The following is an 18773-nucleotide window of genomic DNA, read 5'->3' on the forward strand; positions in this document are numbered from 1 at the left end:
AACGCGCGCTTCCCTGTCTTCGGCAAAACGGCCGGACGACCCGAGGCGAAGCGGCCGCTTTGCAACGGGCAGGACATCGATGATCGAGGCAGTGATCTGGGATTTCGGCGGCGTCTTGACCACCTCGCCGTTCGAGGCCTTCGCGCGCTACGAGACCGAGCGCGGCCTGCCCGTCGACATCATCCGCCGCACCAACGCCGCCAACCATCTCGAAAACGCCTGGGCCAAGTTCGAGCGCGCCGAGATCGGGATCGATGCGTTCGACGAGCTGTTCGCGACGGAATCGAAGGCGCTCGGCGCCGAGGTGCGCGGCAAGGACGTGCTGCCGTTGCTCTCCGGCGACCTGCGCCCCGAAATGGTCGAGGCGCTGAAGCGCATCAAGGCGAAATTCAAGACCGGGTGCATCACCAACAATCTGCCGTCGAATGCAATCGGCAGCCACAGCGGACGCACTCTTTATGTTGCCGAAGTGATGTCGCTGTTCGACCATGTCATCGAGTCCGCGAAGATCGGCCTGCGCAAGCCCGACCCGCGCATCTACCAGATGATGGTGGAGACGCTGCAAGTGAACCCGAAGGACTGCGTCTATCTCGACGATCTCGGCGTCAACCTGAAGCCGGCGCGCGAGATGGGCATGACCACGATCAAGGTCGCGAACGCCGCGCAGGCGATCTCCGAGCTCGAAGCGGCGACCGGCCTCACGCTGAGGTGAAGCGGCCTCGGAGCATATTCACTCCGCATTCAGGCGGCAGTCGCTAATTCTCAGCCTCCCCTTGGGTCACGGCGCGACCATGAAATCGCATCGTGATCCCATTCCTGGTCTGAGCATGACGTTCCGGAAAGGCGGACATCGCTTCTTCGGATCATGCCCGCGGAGGCACATCCCATGAAACATCTCGTCGTCGCCCTGGTCTCAGCTGGTTCGCTGCTGGTCTCGGTCGCAGCGTTCGCGCAATCGACTTCAACCCCCGCACCGGCAGCCGCGCCGGCGGCGGCTCCCGCGCAAGAGAACACGTCGGCGGCAGCGCCCGTCCCCGGTGCCAAGCGCGCGGCCTGCCAGAGCGCGGCGAAGGCGCTGAAGGGACAGGACCGGCATGACCAGATGCAGCTCTGCATGGCGCAGGCGCATCTCGACTGCCTGAAGCAGGCGATCGACCAGAAGATCACAGGCCCACAGCGCAAGGATTTCGTGAAGAGCTGCGCGGGCTAGAGGCTGCCGCTCGTCCCGTATTGCGCTCGGCGGAAATACCCCGGAACCATGCGCTAACCCCAGTCTTTACGCCATGCCTTTGCGGGCCAAACGAGCCTTGTGCTTTGCCCGCAACGGGAGCAGAACAGGTCCGAGTTCAAGGCAAATTCGGAGCTGATCCTCGTGGCTGACACCAGGCCCACCGCCTCGATCGAGGCCGTGGAAAGCGGCCTCGCCGCGCAAGGCTATATTGCGAGCCGGCAGATCGCGACGGCGGTCTATCTGTCGCAGCAGATCGAGAAGCCGATCCTGGTCGAAGGCCCTGCCGGCGTCGGCAAGACCGAGCTTGCGAAGGCGATCGCGGCCTGGCGCGGCCTGAAGATGATCCGCCTGCAGTGCTATGAGGGCCTCGACGAGGCCAAGGCGCTGTATGAGTGGAAATATGCCAAGCAGCTGCTCTACACCCAGATCCTGAAGGACAAGCTCGGCGAGGTGCTCGGCGGCGCGCAGACGCTGGCTGCAGCGCTCGACCAGCTCCACACCTTTGGCGACGTGTTCTTCTCCAAGGAATTCGTCGAGCCGCGGCCGCTGTTGCAGGCGCTGGAGCAAGAGGCCGGCTGCGTGCTCTTGATCGACGAGATCGACAAGTCGGATGCCGAATTCGAATCGCTGCTGCTGGAAATCCTCTCGGACTTCCAGGTCACGATCCCCGAGCTCGGCACCGTCTCCGCGGTGGCGCCGCCGACCGTGATCCTGACTTCGAACAGCGAACGAGACCTCGGCGATGCCTTGAAGCGGCGCTGCCTGCATCTGCATATCGGCTTCCCCGAGCAGAAGCTGGAAGAACGCATCGTCGAGAGCCGGGTGCCCGGCATCTCGCAGACATTGCGCAAGCAGATGGTCGGCTTCATCCACGAGATCCGCTCACTGGACCTGAAGAAGCTGCCCTCGGTCAGCGAGGCGATCGACTGGGCGCGCGTGCTGGTGTTGCTACAGGCCAGCGAGCTCGACACCGAGATCGTCAAGGACACGCTCAACGTGCTCCTGAAATACGAGGCCGACATCGAGGCCGCGACGCCGCAGATATCGTCCTTCATCGCCAAGGCGTCGCGCCAAGGCGTGTTCAGCTAAATCAACATGCGCGAGAACCTGCATCGCTTCTTTCGTGCGGCGCGGGGAGCCGGGGTCCGGGTCTCGCCCGCCGAAAGCATCGATGCGATGCGGGCGGTCGCCCAGGTCGGCTTTGCCGACCGCGACATCCTGCGCGACACGTTCCTGCTGACGCTTGCCAAGACCCAGGACGAGAAGCGCTCGCTCGGCGAATGCTTTGACCTGTTCTTCAGCCAGCCCGAGCCGCAGCAGGAAGGCGCCGAGCAGAACAAGGCCGACGACAGCAGCGAATCCGGCGCCAACCCGTCGGCCGATGAGCATGGCGATGCGGCGGGCGGCGCCGCCAACGAGAATGTCGGGCCGCTGGCGCAGATGCTGCTGTCGCAGGATCGCGCCGCGATATCGACGGCGATCGCCAACGCCTCCGGCGCCGCCTCGCTGCCCGACATCCGCTACTTCACCCAGCGCGGCATCTTCCAGACCCGCATCCTCGATGCGATGGGCATCCAGCGCCTGCGCGACGATATCGACGAGCAGACCACGCGCAATCCGGCGCTCGCCGAGCGGCTGCAGGAGGCGCTCAACGGCCTGCGCGGCACGGTTCGCGACGCGGTCTCGCAAGCTCTGCTGCTCTACGGGCGCGAAGAGACCGAAAATTTGCGCAACGAGATCCTGCGCAACGCCCCGCTGGCGCGGATCGAGCCGCGCCAGGTCGAGCAGATGCGCGCGCTGATCCGACAGATCGCGCGCCGGCTGCGCGAGCGCTATTCCAAGCCGCGCAAGCGTCAGCGCCGCGGCCATCTCGACGTCCGCCGCACGCTGCGCCGGAACGCGGCCTGGGGCGGTGTGCCGTTCCTCACCGCGTGGAAGCGCAAGCATCGCGACCGGCCGAAGATCATAGCGCTCTGCGACGTTTCGGGCTCGGTCGCCCGAGTCTCGGACTTCTTCCTGCTCCTGATCCACAGCCTGCACGAGGTGGTCGACGACGTCCGCTCGTTCGCCTTTTCGGGCCATTTGATCGAGGTCAGCGACATCCTGGAATCGAAATCGCCGGAGGAGGCGATGAAGGAGATCATGTCCAAGGTCGGCTTCGGCTCGTCCGACTACGGCAATTCCTTCGCCGATTTCGAGCACAATTGGATGAGCGCGATCACGCCGCAGACCACGGTGATCGTGCTCGGCGACGCCCGCAGCAACAATCTCGATCCGCGCGCCGACATCCTGCGCCGCATCGGCGAGCGCTCCAAGCGGCTGGTGTGGCTCAACCCCGAAGGCCGCATGGTCTGGGGATTTGGCGATTCAGAGATGCCGCGCTACGCGACCTTCTGCACCGTGGTGCGCCAATGCGCGACCGCCCGGCAGCTCGAGCGCGCCGTCTCCGACATCGTGTCGACATATCAGTAGACCGCCAGCCAGCCTTTAGAGCCGAAGCGAGTCGCTGTGAAATAGCCATCCGACGAACGCAACCAGCGTCAGCGCGATCGAGGCAAAGATGCTGACGAGCTTGATCGTCGTGATCGCCTTCAGGATCGAGACGGATCGTGCCGCCGCATGCGGGTCACCGCGCAGCAACAGCCAGGCCAGCAAGCAGTTCTCGATCAGGTCGCTGAGCAGATACACCGCCGGCACGACCAGGCCGAGCCACGCTGCAGTCGGATAGATCTGGTTGAGCCAATATGATGACGCCGCGCCCATTGCGCCCGCCAGCGCCAGCATGACGATGAGATCGAGCGGGAACAGGATCGGGAAGACATATTTCATCCGCAGATCGGATTGCACCAGCTCGCCGAGCTGATCGCCGCTGTAGCTCAGCGTCTTCTCCGGAAAGCGGGTGCGGAATCTGCCGACGAAAACGCGATCGGAGTAGCTGCCGACCCACCAGAACAGTCCGAACGCACTCACCACCAATCCCGCGAGAATGACCGTCACGAGAGCTTGTTGGCTCATGCCGATCCGTTCCTGTCCATGGCGTGGAAGCTACGGAAAGCAGCAGGCAAGATGATCGCGCGCACCGGCGAAATCCTGAAGGGGAGAAAAATATCGACGCGATATCGCAATGACTGACGATGAGATTTCCACCTTTTCCGAAGTGTTGCAATTGAATTCTGCGGACCGCTGTGGCGTGCGCGCACGCGCGCCCGACGCCGGCCGCAGACTCCGGAATGACAGTCGGCGTTCATGCCGCGTACACAGAACCGTCTTCAATTGGAGATTGAATCATCCCCGCGTTCTGCCGTACATTGAGGTCGCGAATTTTCACGGCGGCCGCGGGGGCAACGGATGCCGAAGGATATTGTGATTTGTTGCGACGGCACCGGCAACGAGATCGGCGCCAATATTTCCAACGTCCTGAAGCTGTTTCGCGTCGCCGATAAGGACGACCGGCAGCGGATCTACTATCATCCGGGTCTCGGCACGATCGGCCTGCAGAACAGCTGGGGCCGCTTCAAGCAGGAGGTGCGCGGCCTTTTCGGACTGGCCTTCGGCGCCGGTCTCGACGAGGACACGCTTGGCGCTTACCGGTTTTTGTGCCGGCTCTGGGAGCCCGGCGACCGGGTCTGGATGTTCGGCTTCAGCCGCGGCGCCTATACCGTGCGCACGCTGGCGGCCTTCGTCCATGTGATGGGCCTGTTGCCGATCGACCAGCTCGATATCGCGGACTACGCGTTCAACACCTACAAGAAAGCCAGCTCCGACTCCCAGAAATCGGACGGCACGTTCGACGATGCCCCGCTGAAGGAAGCCTGGCACTTCAGCCAGATCGCCGGCGGACGCAACATCGACATCGAGTTCGTCGGGGTCTGGGACACCGTCGCCTCGATCATCGTGCCGCGGCAGGACAACTTCCTGTTCGACATCCAGACGCTGCTATTCACCCGCACCAATTCCAGCGTCAGGCGATTCCGCCAGGCGATCTCGATCGATGAACGCAGGCGCATGTTTCGCCTCAACCGCTGGATTGAGCCGCAGAAATTCCGCTCCGATCCGTTCAATCCGGCAACGGAGGTGGAGCAGGACATTCGCCAGGTCTGGTTCGCCGGCGTGCACTCCGACGTCGGCGGCGGCTATCCCGAGGACCAGAGCGGGCCGTCAAAATTTCCGCTGATCTGGATGCTCGAGCAGGCCAGGTCCGCCGGGCTGCACATGGATCAGGCGCTGATCGATCATCTCGCCTGGGGGATGCCGCTGCCGCCGCACAAGTTCGACTACGTGCCGCCGAGCGCGACGGCCCCGCTGCACAATTCGCTGACCGCCGCCTGGGAAATCCTGGAATGGATTCCGAAGAGCGACAAATGGAAGGAATGGCCGGAACGGAAGTCTTTCCTCGGCTTCTATCTGCCGCGCGGCGAGCCGCGGCCGATTCCGGACGGCGCGACCATCCACGCCTCGGTGGTCGAGCGCATGGAGAAGGATCCGGCCTACCGGCCGATCAATCTGCCGAAGACCTACAAGGTCGAGCCAATGACGCCGCCGCCGGCGCCACCCGCTCCGACCGCCTGACAACGTCAGAGTTTCCTATCTTGAGGCGCTTTTCTTCACGCGAAGCGGCATCCACTTCGCTCGAAAGCGCTTTGCGCATCGATCGGCATCCTTGATCCGCGTGCGGCCGAGCTCAGCCGACCGCATCTGCGCGCGCGATAGCCGGCAGCCATTGCCTCAATTGAGTTTATCGCAGGACGGTGTATTAACACGTTTCGTTCCGGAATCGTTCGATCCGGGAACCCGAATCGCCCTCTCAGGGATCATGACTGCCCAACCAGCCCTCGATCATGCATCCGCTTCGCCTCGCGACGCGCGGTCCGTGCTCAGTTCCGTGTTCGGCCTGTCGGGCTTCCGCGGCGCGCAGGAGAAGATCGTCCGCCACGTCACCGATGGCGGCAATTGCCTGGTGCTGATGCCGACCGGCGGCGGCAAGTCGCTGTGCTACCAGCTGCCGTCGCTGCTGCGCGACGGCTGCGGCATCGTGGTGTCGCCCCTGATCGCGCTGATGCGCGACCAGGTCGCGGGCCTCACCGAGGCCGGCGTCAACGCCGCGGTGCTGAACTCGACGCTGTCCTATCAGGAAGCCTCCGAAGTCGAACGGCGGCTGCTCGCCGGCGATCTCGATTTGCTCTATGTCGCGCCGGAACGGCTGCTGACGCCGCGCTGCCTCAATCTGCTCAGCCAGGCGCAGATCGCGCTGTTTGCGATCGACGAGGCGCATTGCGTCTCGCAATGGGGCCATGACTTCCGCCCGGAATATATCGGCCTGTCCGCACTCGCCGAGCGCTTCCCGAAAGTGCCGCGCATCGCGCTGACGGCGACCGCGGACGCGCTGACGCGAAAGGAGATCGCCGAGCGGCTGTCACTCACCGACGCGCCGGAGTTCGTCGCAAGCTTCGACCGCCCCAACATCCGCTATGAGATCGTCGACAAGCAGAACGCCACCACGCAGCTGAAGTCCTTCATCAAGGAGCGCCATGCCGGCGACGCCGGCGTGGTCTATTGCCTGTCGCGCGCCAAGGTCGAGGACGTCGCGGCATCGCTGAGTGAGGCCGGGATTCCTGCGCTGCCCTATCACGCCGGGCTCGACGCCAGCGTGCGCGCCCGGCATCAGGACCGCTTCCTCAATGAGGACGGCATCGTGATCGTCGCCACGATCGCGTTCGGCATGGGCATCGACAAGCCCGACGTGCGCTTCGTCGCGCATCTCGATTTGCCGAAGAGCATCGAGGCCTACTACCAGGAGACCGGACGCGCCGGCCGTGACGGCAAGCCGTCGGCGGCGTGGATGGCCTATGGCCTTTCCGACATCGTGCAGCAGCGCCGCATGATCGACGAATCGACCGGCTCCGACGCCTTCAAGCGTGTCTCGATCGGCAAGCTCGACGCGCTGGTTGCGCTCGCCGAGACCGTGCATTGCCGGCGGCAGCGTCTGCTCGGCTATTTCGGTGAAACGCACGCGCACGAAAATTGCGGCAATTGCGACAACTGCCTGACGCCGCCGCGGGTCCGCGACGGCAAGGTGCTCGCACAGAAGCTATTGTCCTGCGTCTATCGCACCGGGCAGCGGTTTGGCGCCATGCACCTGATCGACGTGCTGGTCGGGCGGCTGACCGAACGCGTCAAGCAGTTCAGTCACGACCAATTGTCGGTGTTCGGCATCGGCCGCGAGCTCAACGAGAAGCAATGGCGCGCGGTGCTGCGCCAGCTGGTGGCGATGGGCCATCTGCGTGCCGACAGCGACGCCTTCGGCGCGCTGAAGCTGACCGACAGCGCCCGCGGCGTGCTGAAAGGCGAGACCGCGGTGATGCTGCGCGAGCAGCCGGAAGGCGCGCGCAACCGCGCGGTGCGCGGCAAGTCGCGCCGTGGCGAGCTCGCGCCCGCCGCCGACAGCCCCGGCGGGATCGCCAGCCCCGCCCTGCATGCGGCCCTGCGCGCCTGGCGCTCGGAGGTCGCGCGCCAGCGCGGCGTGCCGGCCTATGTGGTGCTGCACGATTCGACCATCGACGGCATCGCCGCGATGCGGCCGGACACGCTGGGCGAACTGCGCAACATCGCCGGGATCGGCGACAAGAAGCTCGAGCATTATGGCGACGAGCTGATCCGGATCGTGAAGGCCAACGACGACTGAACAGTCGGCCCTGGCGACTGCCCCGTCCTGGTGACGACAACGTGACGCCGGCGCGGTGCGGCCGCGCTTTGTCTCGTTGACGGCAGCCAGGCACCCGCTCATCCTGACCGCGTTTCCTTCACTCATCCACCAGAGGAGCCGAGCATGAGCAGCAAGCCGACGATCGTTCTGGTTCACGGATTCTGGGGAGGTGCGGCGCACTGGAGCAAGGTGATCGTTGCGCTCACGCGCAAGGGGTACACCGGCCTGCAAGCGGTCGAGATGCCGCTGACCTCGCTCGCCGACGATGCCGGGCGCCTGCGCAAGATGGTCAAGCAGCAGAGCGGTCCGGTGCTGCTGGTCGGCCATTCCTATGGCGGCGCCGTCATCACCGAGGCCGGCGACCTGCCCAATGTCGCGGGTCTCGTCTATATCGCCGCCTTCGCACCTGACGCCGGCGAGAGCCCAGGCGGTATCAGCCAGGCGCTTCCGCCGGCGGCGATCGCCAATCTTGCGCCCGACAGCGACGGCTATCTCTGGATCAAGCCCGACAAGTTTCACGAGAGCTTCTGCCAGGACCTGCCTGCCGACGAAGCGCTGGTGATGGCGGTCACGCAGAAGGCACCGCTTGCCAGCACCTTCGGAGACAACGTCACCGCGCCGGCCTGGCGCAAGAAGCCGGTCTGGTACCAGATTTCCAGCGAAGACCGGATGATCAACCCCGACAATCAGAAGCGGATGTCGGAACGGATGAAGCCCCGGAAGATCATCACGCTCGCTGCCGGCCACGCCTCGCTCGCTTCGAAGCCGGCCGAGGTGACCGCCTTCATCGACGAGGCCGCGACGAGCCTCGCGTGAGGCAGCGCCAGGATACCGCAGCGATCGGCACCGCGGCATAGGAGCCATACCCGGCGCGGCAACGCATGCGCTTGCGGGCCGCGCCACCCTCGCCCTAATCTTTCGGTCGTCGCGTCCAACGAGGCGCGGCCAGGACTGAACGACAAGATATAGGGAAGAGACGGGCCATGGCTCAGGAGAGCACCGCGCGCAAAGCCGCGCGCCCTGCCGAAACTGGAACGTTCGACGCCGTCGTGATCGGCGCAGGGTTCGCCGGGCTGTACATGTTGCATCGGCTGCGCGGGCTCGGCTTCACGGCGCGGGTCTATGAGGCCGGCGGTGGCGTCGGCGGCACCTGGTACTGGAATCGCTATCCCGGCGCGCGCTGCGACGTCGAGAGCCTGCAATACTCGTTCTCGTTCTCCGAGGAACTCGATCAGGACTGGAGCTGGTCGGAGAAATATTCTCCGCAGCCCGAAATTCTCGCTTACGCCAACCACGTCGCCGACCGCTTCGACCTGCGCAGCCAGATCGTGTTCGACACCCGCGTCACGGCGGCGACCTTCGACGAGCAGGCAGGTAGCTGGTCGATCGAAACCGATCGCGGCGACAAGGTCACCGCCAAATTCTGCATCATGGCGGTCGGCTGCCTGTCGGCGCCCAATCGACCCGCTTTCGCCGGGATGGCGGATTTCCGCGGGCCGATCTATCACACCGGCGAATGGCCGCATCAGGGCGTCGACTTCACCGGCCTGCGCATCGGCGTCATCGGCACCGGCTCGTCCGCGATCCAGTCGATCCCGATCATCGCGCAGCAGGCGTCCGAGCTCACCGTGTTCCAGCGCACCGCGACCTGGTCGGTGCCGGCATGGAACGAGCGGCTGTCGGCGGAGTATCTGAAGGAAGCCAAGGCGCATTATCCCGAGCTCCGCGCGAAGGCGCGCGCGCGCCCGACCGGCTTCTACTTTCAGTTCAACGCCCAGCCCGCATTGCAGGCAAGCGAGCATGAACGCGAGCGGCTCTATGAGGAAGCCTGGCAGCGCGGTGGCCTGCCCTTCCTCGGCGCGTTCGGCGACCTCTTGTTCGAGAAGGCCGCCAACAACACCATCGCCGATTTCGCGCGCGAGAAGATCCGCGGCATCGTCAAGGATCCCGCCACCGCCGAGCTGCTGTGCCCGCAAAACGTGTTCGGCTGCAAGCGGCTCTGCGTCGATACCAACTATTTCGAGACCTACAACCTGCCGCATGTGAAGCTGGTCGACGTGTCGAAGACACCGATCGAACGCTTCACCACCGAAGGCATCGTGGTCGACGGCACCGAATACAAGTTCGATGCGATCGTCTCCGCCACCGGCTTTGCCGCCATGACCGGCTCGTTCGACAAGATCGCGATCACCGGCCGCGGCGGGCAGACGCTCGCCGAAAAATGGCGGGCCGGCCCGCGCGCCTATCTCGGCCTCGCCTCGGAGGGATTTCCGAACCTGTTCATGATCACCGGGCCCGGTAGTCCGTCAGTGCTCGCGAGCATGATCCAGGCGATCGAGCAGCATGTCGACTGGCTAGCGGATTGCATCAGCCACATGCGCGACATCGGCGCCGGCACGATCGAGGCGGTCCGCGACGACGAGGACGCCTGGGTCGCCCATGTCAACGACGTCTCCACGGTCTCGCTGCGCTCGACCTGCAGCTCCTGGTATGTCGGCGCCAACATCCCGGGCCGTCCCCGCGTGTTCATGCCCTACATCGGCGGCTTCCCGATCTATGTGCAGAAATGCAATGAGGTGATGAATTCGGGCTATGACGGCTTCGTGCTGCAGGGTGCGCGCAAAGGCAACGCGCCGCCGCAGGTCCGCTTCACCGAGCGCTGGCAGGTGCCGCTCGACATCGAGGTGATCTCGCCGGCCGCGGTCGCCGCCAAGCGCGTCCCCATGGTCTGAGCCTCAGCGGTATCCCGGCCGGGATTGCGCGTGATAGTGTCCTTGCGTCCCGCGTTTCACACCGCGGGTCGCACGGGGGACGATGGCCGACACGGCATTGCAGGGATTGGTCGAGCGGATCGGCGCGGATCACGTCGTGCGCCGGCTTGGAATCGAGGCCGCGCACGAGAAGCAGCTGTTCGGCCAAGGCACACTCGTGTTCAATATCGAGAACTGGAAGCTGGCGCCGTGGGTCGTCGAAACCGCGCTCAAGCTGGCCGGCCTGCATGGCCGCGCGCGGCGCAACGCTGACCGGGTCGAGGTGCGGCGCAATCTGGTGACGTCGACACGCCTGCCGGCGGCGTTCGACGGCTTCACCATCCTTCAACTCAGCGATCTGCACGCCGACATCAGCCAGGGCGCGATGCTGCATCTGGCGGACATCGTCCGCTACATCACCTGCGACATCTGTGTCCTGACCGGCGATTATCGCGGCAAGACGTTTGGCCCGTTCGAGACCAGCCTCGCGCTGATGAAGGATCTCTGCGCGCGGATCAAGCTGCCGCTCTACGGCATCCTCGGCAATCACGACAGCATCCGCATGACGCCGGCGCTGGAAGCAATGGGCATCAGGATGCTGTTCAACGAGCAGGAGCCGATCACGCGCGATGGCGCGACGATCCATCTTGCCGGCATCGACGATGCGCATTTCTATCGCACCGACGACATTGCGAAGTCTGCCGCGGCGATCCCGCGCGATGTGTTCTCGATCCTGCTCGCGCATACGCCGGAATCCTATCGCGAGGCGGCGGCGGCCGGCTTCGACCTGATGCTGAGCGGCCATACCCATGGCGGCCAACTCTGCCTGCCCGGCGGCATCGCGATCAAGCTGGAGGCGCGGCTGCCGCGCAGGATGGGCCGGGGCGCCTGGCGCTTCCAGACACTTGCGGGTTACACGTCAACCGGCGCCGGCACCAGCCTCGCGCCGGTGCGGCTCAACTGCCCGGCCGAGATCACCGTGCACACGCTGCGGCGGCTCGGCGCGTGACTCGATAGAACGCCGCGCCAAGATCAATTCCCCGGCTTCTTCGCGCCGGCGCTTTGTTCGTTCACCTTGCACGTGACCAGGAGCGTATAGCCGCGCGCGTCCTTTGCGATCTCGGACGTCTCCCGCTTTGTCGCATCATGCCATTCGGCTACCTTGTACTGCACCGCGCTGTTGTCGAGGAAATCACGCAACGCCCCGGTCTTGATCGCGAAGTTGATGTTCTCCGGGATGGTTCCTGTTGCCCGCGCCATCCTGACCGCGTCGAGCTTGGCGGCCACCACGCCGACCACGCCGCCGCCGAAATCGAACAGCGGCCCACCGCTGTTGCCGGGCTGTACCGCGGCGCTGATCTGCAGATGACGCGTGTCGTTGAGGATGCCGCTCAGCGAAGAAACGATGCCCGTGGTCACGGTGAAATCTGACGTCAGCAGCCCGTGATAGGGGTATCCGATCGCCACCACGCCGTCGCCGACCAGAATGGCATTCTGCCTGATCTTGGCGACATCCTTGAACGGGGACGGCGCCTGCAGCAGCGCGAGATCGTTGGTCTCGTCGTCGGACACTAACCGCAATTTGACCGCCGCCGCGCCGCTCAGATTGCCCGTGATCTCGCTGCAACCATCGACCACATGATGGTTGGTGACGACGTGGCCGCTATCGCTGACGACGAAGCCGGTGCCGGTGCCTGATCTCGCCTGCTTCGCGGGCGGCGCGTTGGGTGCAGCAGCCTGCGGCGGCGCGGCCGCGGGCTTCGTCGCGACCGCAAATTCCCCGGCGCTGGCGACGCCGTTCTTCTTCACCGAGACCACGCAGTTGAGCAGTGCCGGCAGCAGCTGCGCGGTCTGATTGAGGTTGAACTGAAACAATTGCCCCTGCGCGAACGCAGTCATCTGGCGCGCCTTGCGGAACTGATTGATCAGGTTGGAGGTCACCGGCATCTCGATATTCACGAGCTTCTCGCCGAGCGGCATGCCGTAGACATTGAACGCGGGCTGGCCGTCGAAGGTCAGCGCCAGTGGAAAAGCCTCACCCGGCGACAGGCGCCAGCTTTCATGGGCAAAGCCCAGCCGCCAGCTGCCAGTCGCGGTAATCGCCACCACGAAGTAGATTCCGCTCTGATAGACGGACCCCGCCGAGCAATGCGTGAACGCACCGCTCTTGTCGTCGGTAAAGGCGCCGCCCTTCCAATTGCCGACCGTGATCGAGCCGTAGGGACCGCGGGCGCTCGATGGAGTTGCGGACGCAAACAGCCACGCGGCCACAACGGCCGCCCAGATCGCAACTCTCATGACATACACTCCCCAGCCACAACCCCTTATAGGAGGCGGAGAAATTCATCCGCAAGTGGTGCGCGGCTTGGCCTTTGGTCGAGCGGCCGCGTAATACCGCCGCGGATGAGGCAATCGCCACACCCTCTGGTTACAGATGGCATGTTCCTATTTTGTTCCTAAAATGTCAACCCGGACACATTCCAGCCGCCGCGCCAAGCGGGCGCTATTGCGGCTCCCGAACCGAAGACTGCGCCGGCGGATTTGGATCGCTGAACCAGTAGCGGGATGCCAGCCCATGAACGCCGACACCGATCAGGAAAATGCCGGCATAGAGTTCGACCGCGTGGTTCAGCGCCAACAGACGGGCGCGCAACACGGCGCCGTGGCCCGGGTAAGCCCAAAACCAATGCCCCACCGCGACGATGCCGACGCCGAGCGCGGCGATGGCTCGGCCGGCCGCATTCATCATCCTCACGCGAAGGTCTCCCGACTCGCCCGGCCTGGGCAGGATATCGGGAGAAGCTGACGCCGACCTGACGCAGTGGCGTAGCCCGGATGAAGCGCAGCGCAATCCGGGGCCAATCTCTCCGCGGCAAGAGTCCCGGATTTCGCTTCGCTCCATCCGGGCTACGAAATGAGAAGCGCCGCCCGACTCAGCCGTTCCTGAACGCGTAGGCGTAGCCGTTGAGCGCCGGCGCGCCGCCGAGATGGGCGTAGAGCACCTTCGATCCAGCCGGGAAGAAGCCCTTCTGCACCAGATCGATCATGCCCTGCATCGACTTCCCCTCATAGACGGGGTCGGTGATCATGCCTTCCAGCCGCGCGCTGAGCCGGATCGCCGCCTTGGTCTCCTCCGACGGCACGCCGTAGGCGGGATAGGCGTAGTCCTCGATCAGCACGACATCATCCTCGACGATGTCGCGGCCGAGCTCGACCAGTTTTGCGGTGTTCTGCGCGATCGACAGCACCTGTGCCTTGGTCTGCGCGGGTGTGAACGAGCCATCGATGCCGATCACGTTGCGCGCGCGCCCGTCGGCGGCGAAGCCGACCAGCATGCCGGCATGGGTCGAGCCGGTCACCGTGCAGACGATGATGTAGTCGAACTTGACGCCGAGCTGACGCTCCTGCGCGCGCACCTCTTCGGCGAAGCCGACATAGCCGAGCCCGCCATATTTGTGCACGGAGGCGCCGGCCGGGATCGCGTAGGGCTTGCCGCCCGCCGCCTTCACTTCCTCGATCGCCTGCTCCCAGCTCTGGCGAATGCCGATGTCAAAACCTTCGTCGACCAGGCGCACGTCCGCGCCCATCACGCGCGAGAGCAGGATGTTGCCGACGCGGTCATAGACTGCGTCCTCATGCGGCACCCAGCTTTCCTGCACCAGCCGGCACTTCATGCCGATCTTGGCCGCGACCGCTGCAACCATGCGGGTGTGGTTGGATTGCACGCCGCCGATCGAGACCAGCGTGTCGGCGTTGGAGGCGATCGCGTCGGGGATGATGTATTCGAGCTTGCGCAGCTTGTTGCCGCCGAAGGCGAGCCCTGAATTGCAATCCTCACGCTTGGCATAGAGCTCGACCTTGCCGCCGAGATGCTTTGACAGCCGATCGAGCTTCTCGATGGCCGTCGGCCCGAAGGTGAGCGGGTAGCGTGCGAACTTCTCCAGCATACTGGCATCCTCTTTGGTGGTCTGGAACGGCGGCCAGAACTATCACTACGGCTGCGAAAGGTGCTCTCTAAGTCAGGCCGCCCGATCGCCGAAGATTGCTGAATCTGCACCAGATGATATATTTTCTCTCACATTACTGGCTCGCAATGAGAGATTCTTCCATGTCCGCCCGGCTCGACCGTATCGACCTCAAGATGTTGAGATTGCTGCAAAAGAACGGCCGGCTCAGCAACGCCGAGCTGGCCGATCAGGTCGGCGTCAGCCCCGCCACCTGCCATCGCCGGACCCAGGCGCTGTTTGACGAGGGCTTTCTCAGCGGCGTCCGCGCCATGGTGGCGCCGCGTAAGGTCGGCATGGGCACGCTGGTGATGGTCGGCGTCGTGCTCGACCGCTCGACGCCGGAGAGCTTTGCGAGCTTCGAGCAGGCGGTGGCGAAACTCAAATGCGTGCTCGACTGCCACCTCGTCGCCGGCGACTTCGATTACTTCCTCAAGATCCGCGCCGGCGACATGGAGGATTTCAACCGCATCCATGGCGACCAGCTGATCGCGCTGCCAGGTGTGCGGCAGACCCGCACCTTCTTCGTGATGAAGGAAGTGGTGGACAATGCGGAGCTGGAGTTCTGAGCTTTAGCTGCGCTCGGCAACCTACTTCGACGCTTTGGCGATCTTGTGTGCGAGATGGCCGGTCTGATGATCTCTGCGGAGCTGGCTCAGCGAGGTCTCGTTCAGCGCAGCCAGGACATCGCCCAGCTTCTCGGTTTCGGGATAACCCGCCGCGAAACCTGGCCCGTAAACCTTGCGCAAGGTGCGGAGCAGCGTGTTTCCGTGCTTGCCGCTGATTTCGCCATCCTTGTTGGGATGCCGGTGATCGAGGCCTGCCTTGCTCATGTTGCTCTCCCTTGTACCGTTGGCCGGCAGCATCTGCCTGCGGAGATCAAATGGCAATTGAGGCCGCAAACGGCCGGGAACCCACCCAGCGCTCTCACTCATCCTTGGTCGAAGGCGAGTATTCGGTGGCTATTTGCGGCGGATTCGGTCAATGTAACCAACGTGCTCCTGCGGACTCCGGAGAGGCCTGACGCGGCCATCGAAGCAGCAAGTCGCGTCCATACGGGAAGCCACAGCTTCATTGCGTCACAGCACAGTCCTGCGTGAGAGCACCCCCAACTGCAGAGGTGGACAGATGTCATATGCCTACAAGCTGAATGAAGACGTTCACCACCGGGCTCAGGGGCCGCAAGGTCGTGCCGAGGCCGATGAGCCGGCGGTCTACACCATCATTCAACGCATGCCGATCGAAGCAGACGGGCGGCTTCGATACCGAATCAGGAGCAAGGCAGGCAATATCGAGCGCGTGGTGACGGAAGAGCAGCTGGCGTACTCGCAATAGGCAATGCGGCGCTCGAGTTCTGAGCCAGACGCGATCCCCAGCAGCTGCTGCGTCGGCCAGCCTGCCCGAGAGGAGTAGTCCTTTCATTCGACTTGATGGGCAGGGCAAATCGGCGCAGTCTCTCCCGGACTCCCCACAGAGCCGCAGGGTCGCACGCGCGGACGCGCGGGTCGATTCATCCGGGGATGACAGTCATGAACGTCACGGCGATGAGACTGGCCATACCGTTGCTGGCACTTGCGGCCGGCGGCACAGCTGCGTTCATCTTCGGCATCCACCAAACCCAGCAGATCCTGGGCGTGAACACCCGCTTGATGGCGACGGCGCCAGCGGCGACCGCGCAGGACCAAGACAAGACTGCGCTGGCAAAGACGCAGACCGAGACCGCGGCGTTGGCCAACGCTTTGGCAGGAGCCTCGCCAACACCGGGCGGCAACGCGGTGCCGGAGTTCGACGTCGTCAACATCGAGCCGACCGGTGCGACCGTTGTCGCCGGCCGGGCGCTACCCGGCGCGACGGTGGAATTGCTGCGCAATGGCGAGGTGCACGATCGCGCCGTGGCCGACAAGTCCGGCCAGTTCGTCATGGTGCCGCGCCCGCTTCCGCCGGGAAACTACGACCTCACCCTGCGCATCACGCATGACGGCAAGCAGGTGACCTCCAAGCAGAGCGTGGCAGTGGCGCTCGACGCTGCGGCCAGCGAGCGGCCGATGGTGGCGCTGATGGCGCCGGACAAGCCGATCCGCGTGCTGTCGCAACCTGCGGCGGCGACGCACGGGAAGGTGGCTGTCGAGGCCGTCGAGACCGAACCGGGCGGCAAGCTCCATGTCAGCGCTCAGGCAACGCCCGGCGCGAACGTCAGGCTCTATCTCAACGACAGTCTGATCACATCCGCGACTGCCGACGCGGCGGGGCACCTCTCGGTCACGATCAACAAGGGCGTCACGACCGGCGATTATCGGATCCGGCTTGACGACGTCGACCTTAGCTCCGGCAAGGTCCGCGCGCGTGCCGAGGTGCCGTTCAACGTTCCTGACACGACGACGACCGCATCGATCCCGGCGCCTGCGGCATCGTCCGGCCGTACGGATGGGACCACACCGCAGCTCGCGGCGGCAACCACCGCCGCATTGAGCTCACCCTCCGCCGTGATCGTGCCGAAGATCACCACGACCACCGTCGCCCGCGGCGACAGCCTGTGGCGGATCAGCCAGCGCGCATTGGGCGCCGGGCAGCGCTACGCGGTGATCTATCGGGCCAACATGCAGCAGATCCGCAATCCCAATTTGATCTATCCCGGCCAGGTGTTCGTCCTGCCGGCACGGTGACGTCGGCATTCCGCCAACGCTCATTTGCCGGGGGATTTCAGGAAGGCCACGATCCTGGCGCGATCCTCCGCCGAGCGCACGCCGGTGTACGGCTTCATGCCGTTGCCCGACACCACGGCTTCGGGATCCTCGATGAAGCGCAGCAGCGTGCGCTCATCCCAGACGATGTCCGATGATTTCATCGCCTCGGAGTAAGCAAAGTTCGCAACCGATCCGGCCTTGCGGCCGATGATGCCGTGCAGGTTCGGGCCGACACGATTGTCGCCGTCCTTGACGGTGTGGCAGGTGCGGCAGGAATTGTTGAACGCCTGCTCGTCGGACACGCCCGCATCCTGGCCATGGGACGGCGGCGACGGCAGGGACATCAGCCCGCAAACGACGACGATGAATCCTGGCCGCATCGGTCTCTCCGTCAGCGATTGCGCTAAGCAGGACAGTTTGCAACACCCTGCCCGGCCGCCATGCCGTCAACGCAGAGGCCACGTGAAAGGTCCTCATCTGGCAGACCCCACATCTGGCGCAGGCATGCCCGCCACACTAGATGTGCTGCCATGCAGCACCCCGCCCTCGAGGATTTCGTCGCCGGCCACCAGCGCCTGTTTGTCCTGACCGGGGCCGGCTGCAGCACCAATTCCGGCATTCCCGACTATCGCGACAGCGACGGCAACTGGAAGCGGACGCGGCCGGTGACGATCCAGGCATTTCTGGGTGAGGCGGCGATGCGCCAGCGCTACTGGGCGCGCAGCATGGTCGGCTGGCGGCGTTTCGGCCGCGCGGCGCCGAACGGCGCGCATCGCGCCCTGGCGAAGCTCGAACAACAAGGCCGCTGCGAGCTGCTCTTGACGCAGAATGTCGACCGCCTGCATCAGGCCGCGGGCAGCCAGCGGGTGATCGACCTGCACGGCCGGCTCGATGTGGTGCGCTGCCTCGGCTGCGGCGCGACGACGCCCCGCGAGCAGTTTCAGGGCGAGCTGGCGCGGCTGAATCCCGCCTGGCTCTCGCTCGATGCCGTCGATGCCCCTGACGGCGATGCCGATCTCGAGCAGGATTTTTCGTCGTTCGTGGTGCCGGCCTGCGAGGCCTGCGGCGGCGTGCTGAAACCCGACGTGGTGTTCTTCGGCGAGAACGTGCCGCGCGATACGGTCGCGTCGGCGCAGGCGCATCTCGAACAGGCCGACGCTCTGTTGATCGTCGGCTCCTCGCTGATGGTCTATTCCGGCTTTCGCTTCGTCCGCATGGCGGAGCAGCGCGGCCTGCCGATCGCCGCCGTCAATCTCGGCCGCACCCGCGCCGACGAGCTGCTCACGCTCAAGGTCGAGGATAGTTGCGAGACCGCGCTGGCGTTTTTGTTGTAGCGCGCCGCTCTCTCCGCGTCATTGCGAGCCAACGGGTCGCGCGAACGCACGCCCGATGACAAGCTCC

General features: G+C 64.8%; 19 protein-coding genes. 13 read left to right on the forward strand and 6 right to left on the reverse strand.

The genetic code is table 11. From position 1 onward, the window contains the following. Positions 1-79: 79 nt before the first annotated feature. From ACOIX3_RS40095 to ACOIX3_RS40110, 4 genes are all read left to right on the forward strand, one after another. Positions 80-712 (forward strand): HAD-IA family hydrolase, encoded by a 633-nt coding sequence (locus ACOIX3_RS40095; RefSeq protein ID WP_420967498.1) that lies wholly within the window; start codon positions 80-82, stop codon positions 710-712. 174 nt (positions 713-886) lie between these two features. Then, positions 887-1210, forward strand: a complete 324-nt coding sequence (locus tag ACOIX3_RS40100; RefSeq protein WP_420967499.1) for a hypothetical protein — start codon at positions 887-889, stop codon at positions 1208-1210. 162 nt (positions 1211-1372) lie between these two features. Further along, entirely contained in the window at positions 1373-2320 is a 948-nt protein-coding gene (locus ACOIX3_RS40105) for an AAA family ATPase (RefSeq protein ID WP_420967500.1), read from the forward strand. Between the two features lie 6 nt (positions 2321-2326). Further along, a complete protein-coding gene (locus ACOIX3_RS40110; protein WP_420967501.1) occupies positions 2327-3703 on the forward strand; it encodes a vWA domain-containing protein in 1377 nt (458 codons plus the stop codon). Between the two features lie 15 nt (positions 3704-3718). On the opposite strand, the gene ACOIX3_RS40115 is transcribed toward ACOIX3_RS40110, so the two are convergent. Next, positions 3719-4246 (reverse strand): hypothetical protein, encoded by a 528-nt coding sequence (locus ACOIX3_RS40115; RefSeq protein ID WP_420967502.1) that lies wholly within the window; start codon positions 4244-4246, stop codon positions 3719-3721. Positions 4247-4579: 333 nt separating this feature from the next. On the opposite strand from ACOIX3_RS40115, the gene ACOIX3_RS40120 reads away from it, so the two are divergent. The 5 genes from ACOIX3_RS40120 to ACOIX3_RS40140 all read left to right on the forward strand — a co-directional run bounded on the left by ACOIX3_RS40120 (position 4580) and on the right by ACOIX3_RS40140 (position 11693). Further along, positions 4580-5800 (forward strand): DUF2235 domain-containing protein, encoded by a 1221-nt coding sequence (locus tag ACOIX3_RS40120; protein ID WP_420967503.1) that lies wholly within the window; start codon positions 4580-4582, stop codon positions 5798-5800. 244 nt (positions 5801-6044) lie between these two features. Next, positions 6045-7913, forward strand: coding sequence for a DNA helicase RecQ (gene recQ, locus ACOIX3_RS40125; protein WP_420967504.1), 1869 nt, complete (start codon positions 6045-6047; stop codon positions 7911-7913). Positions 7914-8057: 144 nt separating this feature from the next. Further along, positions 8058-8750, forward strand: coding sequence for an alpha/beta hydrolase (locus tag ACOIX3_RS40130; RefSeq protein ID WP_420967505.1), 693 nt, complete (start codon positions 8058-8060; stop codon positions 8748-8750). A 167-nt stretch (positions 8751-8917) separates the two neighbouring features. Further along, positions 8918-10666: a flavin-containing monooxygenase gene (locus tag ACOIX3_RS40135; RefSeq protein ID WP_420967506.1), complete on the forward strand. Its 1749-nt coding sequence runs from the start codon at positions 8918-8920 to the stop codon at positions 10664-10666. 82 nt (positions 10667-10748) lie between these two features. Next, a complete protein-coding gene (locus ACOIX3_RS40140; protein WP_420967507.1) occupies positions 10749-11693 on the forward strand; it encodes a metallophosphoesterase in 945 nt (314 codons plus the stop codon). A 23-nt stretch (positions 11694-11716) separates the two neighbouring features. Here the strand turns inward: ACOIX3_RS40140 and ACOIX3_RS40145 are convergent, their stop codons facing one another. The 3 genes from ACOIX3_RS40145 to ACOIX3_RS40155 form a co-directional block, all read right to left on the reverse strand. Continuing rightward, the gene (locus ACOIX3_RS40145) at positions 11717-12982 is read right to left on the reverse strand and encodes a S1C family serine protease (RefSeq protein ID WP_420967508.1); all 1266 of its coding nucleotides are present in this window, start codon (positions 12980-12982) and stop codon (positions 11717-11719) included. A 205-nt stretch (positions 12983-13187) separates the two neighbouring features. Continuing rightward, positions 13188-13433, reverse strand: coding sequence for a hypothetical protein (locus ACOIX3_RS40150; RefSeq protein WP_342729438.1), 246 nt, complete (start codon positions 13431-13433; stop codon positions 13188-13190). Positions 13434-13617: 184 nt separating this feature from the next. Further along, the gene (locus ACOIX3_RS40155; protein WP_420967509.1) at positions 13618-14631 is read right to left on the reverse strand and encodes a 1-aminocyclopropane-1-carboxylate deaminase; all 1014 of its coding nucleotides are present in this window, start codon (positions 14629-14631) and stop codon (positions 13618-13620) included. A gap of 161 nt (positions 14632-14792) precedes the next feature. Here ACOIX3_RS40155 and ACOIX3_RS40160 point away from each other — a divergent pair, with 161 nt between their 5' ends. Continuing rightward, positions 14793-15257 (forward strand): Lrp/AsnC family transcriptional regulator, encoded by a 465-nt coding sequence (locus ACOIX3_RS40160; RefSeq protein WP_420967510.1) that lies wholly within the window; start codon positions 14793-14795, stop codon positions 15255-15257. 21 nt (positions 15258-15278) lie between these two features. On the opposite strand, the gene ACOIX3_RS40165 is transcribed toward ACOIX3_RS40160, so the two are convergent. Then, the gene (locus tag ACOIX3_RS40165) at positions 15279-15521 is read right to left on the reverse strand and encodes a hypothetical protein (protein WP_420967511.1); all 243 of its coding nucleotides are present in this window, start codon (positions 15519-15521) and stop codon (positions 15279-15281) included. 295 nt (positions 15522-15816) lie between these two features. Here ACOIX3_RS40165 and ACOIX3_RS40170 point away from each other — a divergent pair, with 295 nt between their 5' ends. Continuing rightward, positions 15817-16023 (forward strand): hypothetical protein, encoded by a 207-nt coding sequence (locus ACOIX3_RS40170; RefSeq protein ID WP_420967512.1) that lies wholly within the window; start codon positions 15817-15819, stop codon positions 16021-16023. 194 nt (positions 16024-16217) lie between these two features. Beyond that, positions 16218-17351, forward strand: a complete 1134-nt coding sequence (locus ACOIX3_RS40175) for a LysM peptidoglycan-binding domain-containing protein (protein ID WP_420967513.1) — start codon at positions 16218-16220, stop codon at positions 17349-17351. A gap of 20 nt (positions 17352-17371) precedes the next feature. On the opposite strand, the gene ACOIX3_RS40180 is transcribed toward ACOIX3_RS40175, so the two are convergent. Then, positions 17372-17752: a c-type cytochrome gene (locus ACOIX3_RS40180; protein WP_420967514.1), complete on the reverse strand. Its 381-nt coding sequence runs from the start codon at positions 17750-17752 to the stop codon at positions 17372-17374. 150 nt (positions 17753-17902) lie between these two features. Here ACOIX3_RS40180 and ACOIX3_RS40185 point away from each other — a divergent pair, with 150 nt between their 5' ends. Continuing rightward, positions 17903-18706, forward strand: coding sequence for an NAD-dependent protein deacetylase (locus ACOIX3_RS40185; protein ID WP_420967515.1), 804 nt, complete (start codon positions 17903-17905; stop codon positions 18704-18706). Positions 18707-18773 lie beyond the last annotated feature (67 nt).

The sequence above is a fragment of the Bradyrhizobium sp. B120 genome, assembly GCF_049075665.1.
GTDB lineage: Bacteria > Pseudomonadota > Alphaproteobacteria > Rhizobiales > Xanthobacteraceae > Bradyrhizobium.

Coding starts and splice junctions, on each gene's coding strand:
- ACOIX3_RS40180 (WP_420967514.1), bottom strand. CDS start 17,752: ATGCGGCCAGGATTCATCGTCGTCGTTTGCGGGCTGATGTCCCTGCCG.
- ACOIX3_RS40175 (WP_420967513.1), top strand. CDS start 16,218: ATGAACGTCACGGCGATGAGACTGGCCATACCGTTGCTGGCACTTGCG.
- ACOIX3_RS40095 (WP_420967498.1), top strand. CDS start 80: ATGATCGAGGCAGTGATCTGGGATTTCGGCGGCGTCTTGACCACCTCG.
- ACOIX3_RS40130 (WP_420967505.1), top strand. CDS start 8,058: ATGAGCAGCAAGCCGACGATCGTTCTGGTTCACGGATTCTGGGGAGGT.
- ACOIX3_RS40170 (WP_420967512.1), top strand. CDS start 15,817: ATGTCATATGCCTACAAGCTGAATGAAGACGTTCACCACCGGGCTCAG.
- ACOIX3_RS40165 (WP_420967511.1), bottom strand. CDS start 15,521: ATGAGCAAGGCAGGCCTCGATCACCGGCATCCCAACAAGGATGGCGAA.
- ACOIX3_RS40135 (WP_420967506.1), top strand. CDS start 8,918: ATGGCTCAGGAGAGCACCGCGCGCAAAGCCGCGCGCCCTGCCGAAACT.
- ACOIX3_RS40185 (WP_420967515.1), top strand. CDS start 17,903: ATGCAGCACCCCGCCCTCGAGGATTTCGTCGCCGGCCACCAGCGCCTG.
- ACOIX3_RS40155 (WP_420967509.1), bottom strand. CDS start 14,631: ATGCTGGAGAAGTTCGCACGCTACCCGCTCACCTTCGGGCCGACGGCC.
- ACOIX3_RS40120 (WP_420967503.1), top strand. CDS start 4,580: ATGCCGAAGGATATTGTGATTTGTTGCGACGGCACCGGCAACGAGATC.
- ACOIX3_RS40150 (WP_342729438.1), bottom strand. CDS start 13,433: ATGATGAATGCGGCCGGCCGAGCCATCGCCGCGCTCGGCGTCGGCATC.
- ACOIX3_RS40100 (WP_420967499.1), top strand. CDS start 887: ATGAAACATCTCGTCGTCGCCCTGGTCTCAGCTGGTTCGCTGCTGGTC.
- ACOIX3_RS40160 (WP_420967510.1), top strand. CDS start 14,793: ATGTCCGCCCGGCTCGACCGTATCGACCTCAAGATGTTGAGATTGCTG.
- ACOIX3_RS40115 (WP_420967502.1), bottom strand. CDS start 4,246: ATGAGCCAACAAGCTCTCGTGACGGTCATTCTCGCGGGATTGGTGGTG.
- recQ (WP_420967504.1), top strand. CDS start 6,045: ATGACTGCCCAACCAGCCCTCGATCATGCATCCGCTTCGCCTCGCGAC.
- ACOIX3_RS40140 (WP_420967507.1), top strand. CDS start 10,749: ATGGCCGACACGGCATTGCAGGGATTGGTCGAGCGGATCGGCGCGGAT.
- ACOIX3_RS40110 (WP_420967501.1), top strand. CDS start 2,327: ATGCGCGAGAACCTGCATCGCTTCTTTCGTGCGGCGCGGGGAGCCGGG.
- ACOIX3_RS40145 (WP_420967508.1), bottom strand. CDS start 12,982: ATGAGAGTTGCGATCTGGGCGGCCGTTGTGGCCGCGTGGCTGTTTGCG.